Source organism: Robiginitalea sp. SC105, from assembly GCF_014243345.1.
In the GTDB taxonomy this organism is placed as follows: domain Bacteria; phylum Bacteroidota; class Bacteroidia; order Flavobacteriales; family Flavobacteriaceae; genus Robiginitalea.
Genome location: NZ_JACLZF010000001.1, coordinates 569,432 through 585,520, shown reverse-complemented (window position 1 = coordinate 585,520; position 16,089 = coordinate 569,432). Strand labels below are relative to the sequence as shown.

Here is a 16,089-nt window from a genome sequence, read left to right as displayed (position 1 = left end):
ATTGGGACACTTGCCGGTCAGCGGCTCAGCCTTTCCATGATTTTCTTGGCAAGGAACGAAATAGCCAGCTTCTGGATGATCCCGGAAAATCCTCCCAGTAAATGGGTAGGGTAGAGGCTCTTCCTGGTTTCCGAATAGGTCAACTTTAAATCCTCAACAGCAATTTCACGTTGCAAATTCAGGATTTTGAGATCCTTGTCGATCTCCTTGAATGATGTATAGCGTTTACTCATCCTCGTAGAAATATTCTGAAAATTTCCTGAGCAGGGGAGCGTTCATCGAATCCCTGAGCAGGTATACCAGCAGGAATAGCAGCAGGTAGCCTCCCGAAATGACCAGGAAGCCCAGGGCTACGGAGTCGAAAGCCTCGCCCAGGGCAAAAGCTCCCGCAACAGACCCGAAAATAAGGACCAGCAGCAGGACAAATCCCAGTACAATGCCCTTGGTGAGGTAGAGCAGGCTCTTCATCACCAGGCGGAAGGCCCGGAGTTTGTAATAGGCTATGGTGGCCTCGGTATATTGCCGGAATTCCCGCTCCGCGTCCGCGGCGCGTTCCTTCAATTCTTCAAATGCCATTCAGGGACCTTATTTGGCTACTACCTTCGGCTTCCGGGCTGAATCGGCCTCGGAATCCTTCTGGTATTTGGCGTTTTTCTCCTTCAGGTCGGCCAGTTTGCGCTCCAGGGTTTCGATGATGTCATCTGCCTTGTAGCTCATGGTCGAGATGGTATCTTCCAGGCGCCGCTCAAAATCTTCCTTTTTGGCTTCGGCCGTCCGGCTTAGTTCTTCCGTGGCCCGGGAAACCCGGTGCGAAATATCATCCTTGGCTTTATTCGCTTTCCTTTTAATTTTTTTTCTGGTTTTGGATCCCTTTTCGGGAGCGTAGAGGATGCCTACCCCTGCGCCTATTGCAGCTCCTGTAAGTAGTGCAATTAGTACAGATCCAGTATCGTTAGATGCCATAATTTGAAATTTGATGTTAAACTTAGGTTTTGACCAGTATCGATATTTGGGATCGGTCACGACCCCCTGTCAATCATGATCCATTAACAGTATAAGGGAATTTCACTAGAATATCCGTTAAGAGGTCGTTAATTCGGGGGTTGCGGACGCATAGAGCACCCAATTGACCCGCAGGAGCAAAAAAGACACCCCCCTGGGCGCGGTTTTCGCCGGAAAACGCATTGGAAGCCCTGGAGCGTATCCAAACCCTGGTGATCGACCAATACTATGGCAAGCAGGTTAAAATGCCCTTAAAAACGTTGGTTTGGAAGGGTTTTGAATTGTATATATCAATCGGTATATTCAACTACATAGAAGAACTCTATGCATAATGGTCAGGCCTCCTTTTGCTCGATTTTCGCCCAGGTATCCCTGAGGGTAACCGTGCGGTTGAAAACCAGGTTTGCAGGGGTGGAATCCGGATCCACACAGAAATACCCCAGCCGCTGGAACTGGAAACGATCGGAAGGTTGGGCGGTCTCGAGGCCGGGTTCCAACCAGGCCTGTACAACTTCCAGGGAGTCGGGATTGATGAATTCCATAAAATCCCGGTCCTTATGCTGGTCCGGGGTCGGGTCTGTAAACAGGCGGTCGTACAGGCGTACCTCCGCAGGGATGGCGTGACTTGCCGAGACCCAATGCAGCGTACCCTTGACCTTTCGCATACTTTCTTCCGTACCGCTTCCGCTGCGGCTTTTCGGGTCGTAAGTGCAATGCACCTCAACCACCCGTCCCTTATCATCCTTAACCGCTCGCTCTGCTTTGATGATATAACCGCTTTTAAGGCGGACCTCTCCCCCTAGTTTCAGCCGGAAGAATTTCCGGTTGGCTTCTTCCCGGAAATCCTCCTGTTCAATATAAAGCTCACGGGAAAATGGGATTTCCCGGGTTCCCGCCTCCGGGTCTTCAGGATTGTTTTCCGTTTCCAGCCATTCCTCCTGTCCTTCTGGGTAATTGGTAATCACCAGCTTAATCGGGTCCAGGACGGCCATAACCCGTGGTGCCACCTTGTTCAGGTGCTCCCGCATATGGAAATCCAAAAGGGCCACATCCACCACATTCTCCCGTTTCGCAATGCCGATAGTATCCGCAAAGTTGCGGATGGCCTCGGGGGTGCAACCCCTGCGACGCAGTCCTGATATAGTGGGCATGCGCGGGTCATCCCAACCAGAAACATGGCCACCTGTGACCAACTCCAGCAGTTTTCGTTTGCTCACAACCGTATGGCTGAGGTTCCGGCGGGCAAACTCCCGCTGTTTCGGACGGAGTTTGTCGGGTTCCGTCACGCAGTCCAGAAACCAGTCGTAAAGGGGTCGGTGAGGCTTGAACTCCAGTGTACACAGGGAATGGGATACCTGCTCGATATAGTCGCTTTCCCCGTGGGTCCAATCGTAGAGCGGATAAATACACCAATCGGTATTTGTTCGGTGGTGCGCCCGGTGCAATATCCGGTACATCACCGGGTCCCGGAGCAGCATATTGGGGGAGGCCATATCGATACGGGCCCTCAATACGTGTTCCCCCTGGGCAAACTTACCTTCCTTCATCCCCCTGAAGAGCTCAAGATTTTCTGATACCGATCGGTTTCTAAAGGGGCTTTCAGTGCCTGCCTCCGTAGGGGTACCTTTTTGTGCCGCGATCTCTTCTGAGGTCTGGCTGTCCACATAGGCCTTGCCGTCCCGGATCAGTTGCTCCGCCCAATCGTAGAGTTGCTGGAAATAGTCGGAAGCATACCGCTCTTCGGCCCACTGGAACCCCAGCCATTCCACATCCCTTTTGATGGCCTCCACATATTCAGATTCCTCCTTGGCCGGGTTTGTATCGTCAAAACGCAGGTTTACAGGTGCATCGTAGCGGAGTCCCAGTCCAAAATTCAGGCAAATGGAACTCGCGTGTCCTATATGCAGGTACCCGTTGGGTTCCGGGGGAAACCGAAAACGCAACTGCTTTTTGGGGAAGCCCGCAGAGAGATCGTCTTCGATGATGTGTTCGATAAAATTCAGCGATCGGGAAGCCTCTGACATCGACAAGATTTTAGGGGGATAAAGGTAGAAAAAATGCGGTTCATCGACCGATTAAAGGCTCAATTAAATAGATGTATTGCACGGCATTCATACAAATCCCCCCATTTCACAACATAAATAGTCCATGCGACAACAATAAATTCCCTGTGGGGCGCCTAAAGAGCATATTTGTTAGGTAAAGTCAGGTTGCACAGGTCTGCCACCTGCTCAGATTGAGCGGGGATCGGCATAGGCAGCGCCTCAAAAACCGGACTAAGTAGGGCAATCACCAAGTAGCTAATAAGTAAACATGAGAGCCATGAACCAAAAATTACGTATTGCCACAGCCCTACTGTGGGGATTGCTGTGCGCCCATTCCGGGATGGCACAGGTACTCAATGCCCCCCAGGCAGCCCCAAACCAAACACCTCCCATAGGGAACACCCCTTGGTCAGCGGCCTGTTCGTCCGATTCTTTCAACGATTATTGGGTGAGTTTCACCTGGAGTCCGCCCCTGGTCAATGCTGATAACGAATTTGTCCTGGAACTGTCCGACGCCGATGGCGCCTTTGACAGTCCTCAGGAATTGGCGCGCGTCGCCGACATGAATACCACATTTGACTTTTATTTCCAGTTCTCAGTGCCTGCCGGAACGCGGGGCGAAGGGTACCGGTTGCGTGTCAAGAGCACCAGCCCGTCTCAGACCAGCCCCGCCTCGGCAGCCTATCCCATGTATTTTATCGATGTAAACAATAGCATAAGTATACGTCAACAGGGAAAAACGGATTACGGGGATGGTATCGCGCAGGTATGCGACGGAAACGCAATCTCACTAGAGGTCTATAACCTTGCCAATGCAGACACCTACCAGTTCAACTGGTACCGAAGCGGTACGCTGCTCTCTGATAAAGGATCGTCAATAACGGTTTCAAATTCAGGAATGTACAACGTCGAAATCGATTACGGTTCCTGCTCGGGTTCGTCTAACACCCTATCTAGGCTTATCGACGTTACAGTGGGCAATAGCCTTGGGATTGCCATCAACCCGCCCGCCAAAACAACGCTTTGTCCGGGCGAAACCCTGGACCTGACCGCCAATATCACCGGCCAGGGGCTTACTTATACCTGGTTCCGGGATGGAACCGCTATCACCTCCCCGGCCGTGGACAATGACACCTATACGGTGGACGCCTCCGTTGCCGGTTTTGAAGGGGCCTACTCCGTGGAGATCTTCGGGACCGGTGCCTGTGTGGAACAATCCCCTGCGGTTGCCATTACCAATTCCGGCAACTTTACCGTCACGCGGGACAACCCCGCGTCTGTAGTGGTTTTGCCGGGACAGACCCAGGATCTTTCCGTATCCACGGATGCGACCGGTGCGACCATCCAATGGTACCGCGACGGAGCCCCGGTTTCGGGAGCTACCGGGTCCACACTGACCGTTTCAGACACCGAGACCGGGACCTATTTTGCCCGTGTTTCCCTTTCAGGAGGCGCCTGCTCCGCTACCTCCATTGACTCGGATCCCACCCAGGTAGTGATTCCTGCGTCCCTTGAAATCGACATTGCCTACAACGGTTCTTATGCGGCCTGCACCAACACGGACATCGTCCTGGAAGTATCCGCCATCCGCGCCCTTGACGGCAGCGGCGGATCCACGGACGTTACCGCCGGACTCATGGCCGATATGAATTTCCAGTGGTTCCATGACGGCACGGCCGTCAGCGGGGCCACCGCATCCGCCATCAGCCTGGCTGATATCTCTGAAAACGGGGATTACCGCCTGGAAGGCAGCATTTCCTCCTTTACCCCCGCTTCCAACACCCTCAGCGTACAGTTGCGGGTAGACGAACTCATCACCATTGCGGGAAGTGAAACGACCGTGTGCGGTCCGTCCGAACCGATATCCATCTCCACTTCCACCGACCTGACCGGCGCCACCTTTGACTGGTACCGGGACGGGGTGAACCTGAACCTGGCAACTGCCTCCATCGATGTCAGTGCTCCCGGTACCTACCAGCTGGTCGTCATGCGCAGCGGTTGCCCGGTGCCTTCCAACGACCTGGTGCTCAACAGCCTGGATGAAAACCTGATCACCCTGGATCCCGGCACGGATATCCGGATACCGGAGGGCAGTGCCCGGACGGTTACCGCCTCCGGTGGGGAAACCTATCGCTGGATCGACAGCAACAATATCCAAATTAGCAGTACCTCTTCCTATTCTTTTACAGAAGCCGGTGACTACCTCCTGATTGCCACCATTGGCGGATGCGAAGTGGCGCGGTCCGTGACGGTCTCCTACCTGGATACCTTCCGCGTGCCCAACGTCATCTCCGTGAATGGCGATGGCATCAACGACCAGTGGATCCTGCCCAATACCTATTCCAACCGCCCGGATGTCAACGTGATCATCTACAACGAGCGGGGGGAGGAAGTGTTGAATGAAAACAGTTACCAGAATAACTGGCCGTCATCGGCCACCAGTTTCCCAAGACAGAACATGGTGTTCTATTACAAGATCCGGGATACTGGAAAAGTACTCAAACAAGGTACCATTACCGTAATACGCTAAATACCCGATGAAACGCATATTAATGTTCGTACTGTTGTTGTGCACTACCGGTCCCCTGTTGCGGGCCCAGGAGGAGAACCCGATCCTCGCCTACGAAGTGCCCTCACAGAACCTGCTGAAATACAACCGCTTCCTGATCAACCCGACCTTTTCCACGGTACGGGAAGACAAGTCGTACATTAACTTGCTGCACAGAAACCAATCGGTATCATTTGACGACAACAACCAGATGTACTTCCTGAGCTACAGCGGCCGGATCGGGGACCGCTCGGGCCTGGGGCTGAGCCTGTATACACAGCGCGAAGGCACCCTGAGCAACTACGGTGTCCTGGCCAACTACGCCTACGGGGTGAAACTGAGCGACAAGAGCAATTTTACATTCGGGGCAAACCTCTCCTACTACAGCAGCGGGTTTGACGAAAGCATTGCCAACCCGGTGGAGCAAGACCCGTTCCTGAGCGGTTTCCAGAACAGTTCACTCCTGACGTTCCAGCCCGGTTTCAATATTTCCTACGGCCCCTTTGACTTTGGGGTCTATGCGGAAAACCTCATTGACTATAACCTGAAGGCCAGTGATTTTATTACGGAATTCAAGGACAAAACCTTTTCGGGCCACCTGCAATATACCCATCAGTTTCCTGCAACCTCCGGCATCTTTGAAGAAGGCCGCCTGATGCCATTGGCACGGGTCAGGAAAGTGGGGGAGGACGAGACCGTCCTCGGGGGTAACCTGATCCTGGACCTGCCCAAGCTGGGATGGTTGCAGGGAGGCTACGACAGCTTCTACGGGGCCTCTGCCGGTATCGGTTTCAACATCAACCGCAGGCTCTCGATCGGATATACCATGGAGAAAGGCCTGTCCAATTCCTTCGATAACCTGGGCCTGACCCACGAGATCTCCTTTGCCTACTCCTTTACGCCCAACCTGACCGAAGACCGGGTCATGCTCGAGAACGAGATGGAGGACTCCCTGGCTGAGGCCGGGGAAGAACCCATTGAAGTGACGGACAAGGATACGGAGATCGCGGAACTCAAGCGACGCCTGGCCGAAAACGACGCCATCCTCGCGGAGCTGATGTTTCGTCAGGATTCTTTGGAAAACAGCCGCCAGCGGGAGCTGGAGCAGCGCTTTGAAATGGTCATGCGCATGGTCCGCCAGGAAACCGGCGGTGACCGGGCAGACCTGGAGGAAAAAGCGCGCCAGGTCTATTTTGTGAACAACGACCAAACCCGCCTGGCCGCAAATGATTCAACGAATATACCTTCTGGTATTTCTCCTGAAAACCGAACTGACAAAACCCAGTTGGCAGGCATTGACCGCAACCTGGAAGACCGGCAGACAAAAACTGACCGGGACGCAGCCGCCAACCTGCAGGAAGAAGCGCGGAAGCTGCCTGCCCGCGCCAATGACCGGACGGCCGTAGCTGCCGCGGATGTAAAGGAAACCCGGGACGGGGAACGCACTGCTGCCCAAACAGGGGAAACCCAGGTCAGGAGCCGGAAATTCCGCGACCTGCAGGGCGTTCAGGACGGCTACTACGTGGTGGCCAATGTGTACAAGGGTACCACCTACATGGACAAATTCATGGACCGCCTCAACCAGGATGGCTTCCAGGCGGATTATATCGACAACAAGAACAACGGGCTGAAATACGTGTACCTGACCCGGTTCGACAACTGGGAAGATGCTGCCCGGGCCGTACGTTCCGGGGTTGACGGCGCCTACCAGGGTGACCTTTGGGTCATGAATGTCGCCAACCGCTACAGCAACGAGGCGTATGCCGACAACACCCGCCGGATCGAGGAAAAGTCCGAACAATACCAGGCTGATGTGCTTCAGAAAAACGTGGTGGCCCAGGACAAGGTGGCCGCCGCGGAAGCCGACGACCGCTTTGTCGCAGGGCAGGGGGGTACGAGCTACTACCTGATTGCCAACGTGTTTGCAAATCCAAAAAATGCAAATCGGTTCGTAAAATATCTCAACTCACTGGGGCTTAGTGCGAGTTACTTTATCAACCCTGCCAATAAATACCGATATGTCTATGTAAAGCGCCACCAGAATTGGAACAGCGCGCTTATTTCCTACTACTCAAAGCTCAACAACATGTATGACGACAAAATGTGGATCATGCGTGTTACCCCAAATCTTATTGCTTGATGAGAACCAACAAACCGACATGGGCCCTGCTCGTACTGACAGGCCTTATAAGCATCGCATACGGAATCGCATTACCTGGTTCCTTACCGGATAAAGGGGCCGTCGCCGCAGAAAAGCCGCTGACTGCTCTCAATGTGTCCGGTCCGGAATACGCGGACCCGCATTCCTACCTGGTAAATCCAGGGGGCTTTGTCGCTGCGCGTCCGGAGATAACCACCGGGGCCATGAACTGCGATACCCAACCCAACCCGATCTCAGTCCTCGTCAACAACACGGCTAATACCATCGATGGGGAGGTGGTAATCTGCCCAAACGACGGGGAAGAGCTGGCCAAGATATTCCTTTGCGGGTTGAATGATATCGAGCCACTCCAGGTCAGTATCCCAGGAGCCACCAGTATCAACTGGCAGCAACTCAACGAGGGAAGTTGCCCTTCCCAGGTGGAGGATTGCGCTAATAAGAATTCCACATGCGGCTGGAACAATGTAGGTTCCGGCGACACATATCAACTGACCAGCGCAGGGGAATACCGCCTGGAAGTGGACTTTGACGACGGCTGCTTCAAGCGCTACTACTTCAAGGTGTACAAAAACCCCTATGAGCCGCAACATATAGCCACTGACATTATTTGCGGGACCACCGGGAACATCACGGTGACCAACATCCCGGAAGACTACGAATTCCGACTCCTAAACGCCGATACCGGCAGCATCCTGGTGCCTTACGGTGCCCAGGCAGACCCGGACTTCGACATCAGCATTGCCGGGAATTACACCGTGGAAATGCGGCAGGAAGGCGTCAGCGGCGGATGCGTGTTCTTCCTGGACAACATTGCAATTGCCGAACAAAACGTGGCCGTTGACATCACCACGACGGAAGCCGGTTGTACCGGCCTCGGGGACCTCTCCGTCGCCATCACGGAAGGGGAGGCGCCGTTCACGTTCCGGATCTCCCAGGGTGGGACCCTCGTGGATATGTACGGGCCCACTACAGATACCAGTTACACCTTTGCAAACATCAACCCGGGGACCTATGACGTAACCGTCAACCTGGAAAACGGCTGTACCTATACCGAACAGGCGACCATAATCGACAGCTCCGACCTGGAGTTGTTTTCGCGGGTTTCCCAACACATTACCTGTAAAGAGGGAAACATCCTGATGGAATCTAACGGCGGCAAGGTACCCCACACCTATGCCATCTGGGAATACATTGATGAAGGCGGGGTTGCCCAGATATCCTATGCCACAACTGACGACATTCCTCAATCCGAGTTCCAGACCAGCCAGATCTTCGATATCTGGGATCCCGGCCGGTACACATTTGTGGTCGTGGACCGCTTTGGTTGTTTTGACATCTCAAACACGGTTACCATATACTTCGTACCCCCGGTGGATTACGTACTGGATTCCATTGTGGACGTGCAGTGTTTCGGGGCTTCGGACGGCGCCATCATCTACGACGTTATCAACCGGAACGGGTACCAACTGACCTTTAACCTGTACGAGGATTACGGCACCCTGGATGAGCTTGACCCCGCCGATGTCCTGGTGGCGAGCAACTCCTCTGGGTACTTTACCGGTCTGCCCCCGGGCGATTACCTCGTCCACCTGAATTTCCGCAAGGGCAGCGCTTCCTGCGATTTCTACGAGTTTTATGCCATTGACGGCCCGGCAACCGCCCTGGAAGGGGACCTGGCCCTGATCCAGGATTATACCTGCCTGCAGGACGGGACCGTACAAGTACAAAACGTCAGCGGGGGAACGGCCCCTTACGAATACAGCATCGACGGGAGCAACTTTACCTCCGGGGCCGGGGCCGAGACCTTTACCGGCCTGCTGCCCGGCACGTACACGGTTACCATACGGGATGACAACGGATGTGTGGTGGAAACAAACCCCATCACCATCAGCCCGGCCAACCCCCCGGACGACCTGACCTTCGCCAATACGAATATGTCCTGTGCGGCAATGACCTCGGACGTTACGGTCACCGTTTCCAATGGGACCCAACCGTTTGTGGTCGAGATTATTGCGCCCTCGTCCATACCTGCGGATGCCATTGCCGGGGACACCGCAACATTCAGCGACCTGCCTTCCGGCACCTACACCTTCCGGGTAACCGACGACAGCGGGTGCGAATACACGGAAAACCATACCATCCCTAGCCTGATCCCGGTTCAGGTTTCCGGTTCCCTGACCAGCAACGTAAGCTGTTTCGGGGTCACGGACGGGACTGCCCTGTTCAACGTCAGTGATTTCGACACCACTTACAGCTATACCCTGAACGGAGGGGCTCCCGTAACGGGGCAGTCCACAGGCACCATCACATTGGACAACCTGGACGCCGGGAATTACACGATTGTCGTAACCGACGAAACAACCGGGTGTACGGACACAGAGACCGTAACGGTAGAAGGGCCGGTATCACCCCTGGATTTCAGCTTTGACCTGACGCCCCCGTCCTGTGTTTCAGACGGTTCGGTAGAAATATCGGCCAGTGGCGGCTGGGGCAGCTACCAGTACGAAATCGAACAGCCGGACAACAGTGTGATCGGACCCCAGAACAGCGCAGTTTTCCTCGGACTTACCCAACTGGGAACCTATACGATCACCGTACGGGATGCCGGCGGATGCGAAGTAACCGACACCTTTGATGTCGTCAATACGCCGGAGCCCGTTGCCAGTATCGACCCGGCTTCCATCCTGTGCTACCAGTCCGGTGCACCGGCCACTATAATCCTGGGAAGCACAGGAGGCACGGCCCCGTATTTCTACAATATCGACGGAGGGCCCTTCCAAAGCTCCAACACCTTCGGTGGGCTCCTACCGGGGACCTATTCCTTTATCCTGATGGATGCCAACGGCTGTACGGACGACGTCAGCGTGACCATCGCGGAGCAACTGGCCGGAAATGCCGTGCTGACCAAGGATTTTGATTGCAGCATCTCCCCCGATGCCGTCATCGACCTGGCACTCGTAGGGGGTGCAGGACCTTTTACGTATGAACTTAACTTCAACGGTTCGGGATACACCCCGTTTGCAGGAGGTTTTCCCTATACCGCAACTGCTGCAGGCACCTACCAGTTTCGGATTACGGACAGTCAGGGGTGCTCCGCCGAAACCAATGTGGTTACCACCACCCCGGCCGTCAACCCGCAAGCGATAGCCACAACCACTGACCCGACGTGTTTCGGGGATGCCAATGGCATCGTTGAAATCGATATCGACCCGAATTTCGGGCAGGCACCCTTTGAGGTGGATTTCAACGGGTCCGGATTCAGCGCGCAAACCGTTTATACGGGCCTCGCAGCAGGTTCTTATCCGTACATAGTGCGGGACATCAACGGCTGTATCTTTACCGACACCGCAGTCCTGACGGACCCGCCTTTACTGGATGCAAATGTAACGGTGACCGATGTCTCCTGTTCGGGAACTCCCGGCGGGGGTAATATCCCGGGCCAGATCGACGTAACCCTGACCAGCCCGGGCACCCCGACGTACTCGTATACCCTGTACGACAACCAGAACAATATCGTGGCTACAACTGGTCCGAACCCGATCGTGAATACTTCAAGCACCACGGCCAGTTTCGGCGGGCTCGAATTCGGGGACTACTACATCCGGATTATCGACTACAACGGCTGCGAATATTATGAAAGCCCAGTGCGTGTAAGGGCCAACCCGTTCCTGAACCTGATCTCGAACACTTCCTCGGATTGTATCAACGGAGGAACCGTTATTCTTTCCGCCGACGGAGGTTCCGGCGACTACACCTTCAATATTTACGGGATCGGGACGCCTCCGGATGCTGAATATGCCGGTGGCCCTCTGGAGGAAATTGCCGAGTTCTACAACCTGAACCCGGGCCAGACCTATGTCTTCGAAGCTACAGACAACGACACCAATTGCACGAGTTACCAGGAAGTGACAATTCCCGCCCCTTCCAGTTTGGACGTGGTTCCGGAACCCGTTGTAACAAACGTTACCTGTTTCGGTGCCACAAATGGCTCCATCGCCTTCCAGCTTACCGGGTTTGACCCCGGCGTATCGACCCTTTCCTACAGCATCTTGGAGGCCCTGACCAATAACCCAACCGGATTTACAGGCAGCATTGACGCCACCCTGGGCGATCCGACGTCTGTGGTAACAGTTACAGGTCTGGACCCAGGCGATTATATTCTGCAATTTGAGGAAGACCAGAGCCCATTCTGTTCCAACACTTATGCATTCAGGATCCTCGAACCGTCGCCGATCAACCTCTCCCTGGTAGACCTCAACAATGCCAACTGTAATGAACTGGCCCAGGCTACCGTGCGGGCTACCGGTGGAAGCGGGTCCTTTGTCTATGCCTTTGTGCAGGATGGGGTGGCCCCCGTACCGGGAGACTTTACTTCCAACGGGTATGAAGAACTCGACCCGGCGGTCAGCACCGATTGGGATGCCTATGCAATGGATTCCAGCGGGTGTATGGCCGGTCCGGTAGACCTGACCATTGCAACGGACCCCGAGCCTTTGATCTCGGCTGTGGCCAACAACCAGTGCGTTGCAACTGAAGGCGGGTTTGAAATCGTTGTCACTCTGGATGGTGCAGGCATCGGCCCCCATGCCCTCAGCCTGGATGGCGGAGCCTTCCAGACGACTTCCCTGGCAAATGCCGGAGACACGCATCCCTATTCGGGTGTATTGTCAGGGGCCCACACCATAACTGTCCGGGACGCAAATGGGTGCGTATACACCGTCAACGTGTATATTGAAACCCCACTGGGCATTAGTGCCCAGGCGACGGCACAACCCAGTTGTACGGGTACGGATGGGGAAATCACCCTGACGGCCCAGGGCGGTTCAGGCAATTACGCCTACGATCTGCTGGATGGCACCAACTCGAGCATTACTGGTGGAGTGCCCCAGGCATCCAACGTGTTTACAGGACTCGACCCGGATACCTATATCGCGGTCGTCTACGACACGACCAGCGGGTGTACCCTGCAAGCCGCTGCCCAGGTGGTCCTAGAAATGGCCTCCCCGGTCACCTTTGATCCGCATACGATCGTGAACGCGAGTTGCGCTGGCGAATCAGACGGGGCGGTTCGTGTCAACCTGGAGCCCGTGACCGCTGGGGTGAATGATAATCCACCCTATACCTACAACCTGTACGATAACGGTGGGATACTTCTGGCAGGACCACAAACAAACCCGTGGTTTACAGGTCTTCCTGCCGGCACCTACGAGGTGGAAGCTCTTTCCGGAAGGGGATGTTCGCTCCGGGAGCCCATCGTCATCTCTGAACCCCCGCCCGTAAGCCTAGCGGCAAGCGCCACCGAGTTCAGTTGTACGGCAGGCAATACGATTTCGGAATCGGTCATTACGGCTACTCCAGCCGGTGGAACTGCCCCGTATTTCTACAGTATCGACGGGGTAAATTACATCACGGACAACACCTTCAAAGTAGCGGATACCGGATCCGAGCAGAACATCACGGTATACGTGCGGGACGGCAATGGCTGTGTGGCCACTGCAGACGTGACCATTGAACCATTGAACAGATTTACTGCCAACGTAAGCCAGGTGACCGCCATTACCTGTATCAACCCGGAATCGATCCTGATAACGGTAACCGATAACGGGGACACGTCAAACGTCTACACGTTTGAACTGCTGCCCGTCGGGAACCCGAATGGTACGCCCACAGGCAACCCAGCGTACAACCAGGCCACCTTTGACCTGAGCGCCCCCGACAATTATGTCTTCCGGGTTACCGACATAACTACCGGCTGTTGGGTGGATACGGAGCCCTTTGTGGTGCCCCCGTACGATATCATGGACATTGTCGCTGCACCTGATACCCCTGTTAGCTGCTTCGGGGATGCCGACGGCTCTCTCACCATCGACGTGACGAACTACACCGGCAATTACGACTATCAGGTCTTCGATTCCACCGGAGCCCCGGCCGGGGTTAACGGTAGCGGATCCACGACTACAAACCCGCTGGTGATCAGCGGCCTGGGCGGCGGAAACTACTTTGTCCGTATCACACAGACCGGGACGCCTTTCTGCAGCAGCGATTCGAACGTGGTGACCATCATGTCGCCCCCCAGCCCGCTTACCGCCGTGGTCCAGCAGATCGCAGATGTGACCTGTTCGGACGACCTGGGCGAGATCCTGGTGGATCCGTCCGGGGGCTACAGCCCTTTTGATATCGTGTTGACCAACACGGGTACTTCCCAGACCTGGACGGCCAACGACGTTTCGGCTTTTGTCTTTACTGGGCTATCTGCCGGGTCCTATACCGTTGCGGTTACCGACGATGGGGACTGCGTCTACAACGACGCCCTCGACCTGCTGCCGCCGGTACCGGTAACGGCAGACATCACGGCCGTACCTTCCATGCTGGCCTGTTACGGGGACAGCAATGGGGTGGTAACCGCGATAAACGTCTCCGGGGGCTCGGGCAGTTACCAGTACCAGCTCAATTATTACGACGACACCGGCAGCACGATCGAATTTACCTCCGGCTTCCAGCCGAGCGAGGAGTTTACCGGGCTGGGTGCGGGCATCTACAGCATTACGGTCTCGGATTCCTGGGGATGTGAGGTGGAAACCGCCCAGGTGGCCATCACGGAACCCACCGAAGTCGTGGCCAACCTGGTCCAATCCGCTACCATGACCTGTACGGGGGATGCCGGGTTGGTGCTTACGGCATCAGGCGGTACGGCACCCTACGAATACAGTACGGACGGGGTGAACTACAGTCCGATGTCCGGAGGCAATACGCATACTTTCAGCGTTTCTGACGGGATCTACCAGTACTACGTACGGGATTCCTTCGGATGCCGGGCGGACATCTCCAACCAGGTATCCATCGAGCCGGTTCCCCCGCTGGTGCTCACCATCGACGACAGCGCCGCCTTGGTGAATTGTGCCGGGGAAATGACCGGCAGCATCTTCGCTTCGGCGAGCGGCGGCCTGGGAAGCTATATGTATGAGCTCTACGGCGATTCGTCCCTGTCCGACCTGCTGTCCGGGCCCCAGTCCAACGGGGACTTCAACAACCTCGGCACGGGCAGTTACTGGGTCCTTGTGACCAGCCAGGACTGTGAAACAGTCTCTGGGGCCATAGTTATTGATGAGCCGGCACCACTCCAGGTAGACCGCCAGGAGTCCACAGATATCACCTGTGCCGGGGAAGACGACGGTACGATCACCGTGGAGGTGTCCGGTGGTAGCGGTACGATCCTTTACGCCATATCTCCCAACCTGGACAAGTTTGACGAAAGCAATGTCTTTACAGACCTCGAACCGGGTGTTTACGACGTGATAGCACAGGATATATACGGTTGTTTCCTGACTTTTCAGTTCACTATCGGGGAACCCACTCCGCTGGAAGTGGAGGCCACTTCGACTCCCGAGGTGTGTGCAGGAAACTCGGATGGGGTAATCGATATTGTTATCAACGGAGGCACGGCCCCTTACGAAACTGCATTCAACTCAAATGCGCCGGAGGCTTTCGGACCGGCCCAATCCACCTTTGGAGGGCTTGCGGCAGGCTCCTATGTCATCTTTGTGCGGGATGCTCAGGGTTGTGAGACCAATGTTATCGCCGAGGTCGATCCGGGCGTTAACCTGAACGCAACCGTCACCCCGGTATACGAATGCGTGGGTAATATCCCTGACAACTATATTGAATTAACCCTGGACGACCCGACAATGGAAAATCAGGTGCTCTATGCCCTTGATTCCACGGATCCTGCCGATATGCAACTGGATGCGAATTTTGCCGGACTCTCTCCCGGCCCGCATTACCTGGCCATATCTCATGCCAACGGATGCGTGCGGACCATCGATTTTGAAATCGAGGGGTATGAACCGCTTACCCTGACCCTGGAGCAGCGGAACATCAACGAAATCACGGCCCTGGCCGAAGGAGGCGTGGCCCCATACACCTTCTATTTCAACGATGACGACAACGGGGAGGACAATACGTACTACATCAATGCGTCCGGGGTATACACCGTCCGCGTGGTAGACCAGAACGGTTGTGAGGCCATTGCCCAGATCGAGATGGAATTCATCGATATCGAAATCCCGAACTATTTCACCCCTGACGGGGACGGAAACAATGATTTCTGGCTGCCTGACAACATGGAAGGCTTCCCGGAAATAATAATCAAAATTTATGATCGTTATGGTAGAGTGGTTGCCGAGCTCTCCTACGGCGTTCAGGGGTGGGACGGAACCTACGATGGTAGGGAGTTGCCCACCGGAGACTACTGGTATGTGGTCAAGCTAAACGGCGAGCGGGACGACCGCGAATTCGTCGGGCATTTCACCCTGTACCGTTAACGTATTAACCTA

7 protein-coding genes are annotated in these 16,089 nt (G+C 55.1%); 3 read left to right on the top strand and 4 right to left on the bottom strand.

Annotated elements, in window-relative coordinates; translation table 11 throughout:
• Positions 1-17: 17 nt before the first annotated feature.
• The 4 genes from H7F20_RS02570 to H7F20_RS02555 all read right to left on the bottom strand — a co-directional run bounded on the left by H7F20_RS02570 (position 18) and on the right by H7F20_RS02555 (position 3,026).
• Positions 18-233 carry a DUF6327 family protein gene (locus H7F20_RS02570; RefSeq protein ID WP_185784568.1) on the bottom strand — a complete coding sequence of 72 codons (216 nt, stop codon included), beginning with the start codon at positions 231-233 and terminating at the stop codon, positions 18-20.
• Positions 226-576 carry a competence protein gene (locus H7F20_RS02565; RefSeq protein WP_185784567.1) on the bottom strand — a complete coding sequence of 117 codons (351 nt, stop codon included), beginning with the start codon at positions 574-576 and terminating at the stop codon, positions 226-228. Before H7F20_RS02565 ends, H7F20_RS02570 begins: the two co-directional genes overlap by 8 nt.
• 9 nt (positions 577-585) lie before the next feature.
• Positions 586-963, bottom strand: coding sequence for a YtxH domain-containing protein (locus H7F20_RS02560; protein WP_185784566.1), 378 nt, complete (start codon positions 961-963; stop codon positions 586-588).
• A 374-nt stretch (positions 964-1,337) separates the two neighbouring features.
• Positions 1,338-3,026, bottom strand: a complete 1,689-nt coding sequence (locus H7F20_RS02555; protein ID WP_185784565.1) for a glutamine--tRNA ligase/YqeY domain fusion protein — start codon at positions 3,024-3,026, stop codon at positions 1,338-1,340.
• Positions 3,027-3,324: 298 nt separating this feature from the next.
• On the opposite strand from H7F20_RS02555, the gene H7F20_RS02550 reads away from it, so the two are divergent.
• From H7F20_RS02550 to H7F20_RS02540, 3 genes are read left to right on the top strand one after another with little or no spacing between them, the layout of a single operon-like run.
• On the top strand, positions 3,325-5,577 hold the full coding sequence (locus H7F20_RS02550) for a gliding motility-associated C-terminal domain-containing protein (protein ID WP_255443959.1): 2,253 nt from the start codon (positions 3,325-3,327) through the stop codon (positions 5,575-5,577).
• Between the two features lie 7 nt (positions 5,578-5,584).
• A complete protein-coding gene (locus H7F20_RS02545; RefSeq protein WP_255443958.1) occupies positions 5,585-7,735 on the top strand; it encodes a type IX secretion system membrane protein PorP/SprF in 2,151 nt (716 codons plus the stop codon).
• Positions 7,735-16,077: a T9SS type B sorting domain-containing protein gene (locus H7F20_RS02540; protein WP_185784564.1), complete on the top strand. Its 8,343-nt coding sequence runs from the start codon at positions 7,735-7,737 to the stop codon at positions 16,075-16,077. Before H7F20_RS02545 ends, H7F20_RS02540 begins: the two co-directional genes overlap by 1 nt.
• The last annotated feature ends 12 nt before the right edge of the window (positions 16,078-16,089 follow it).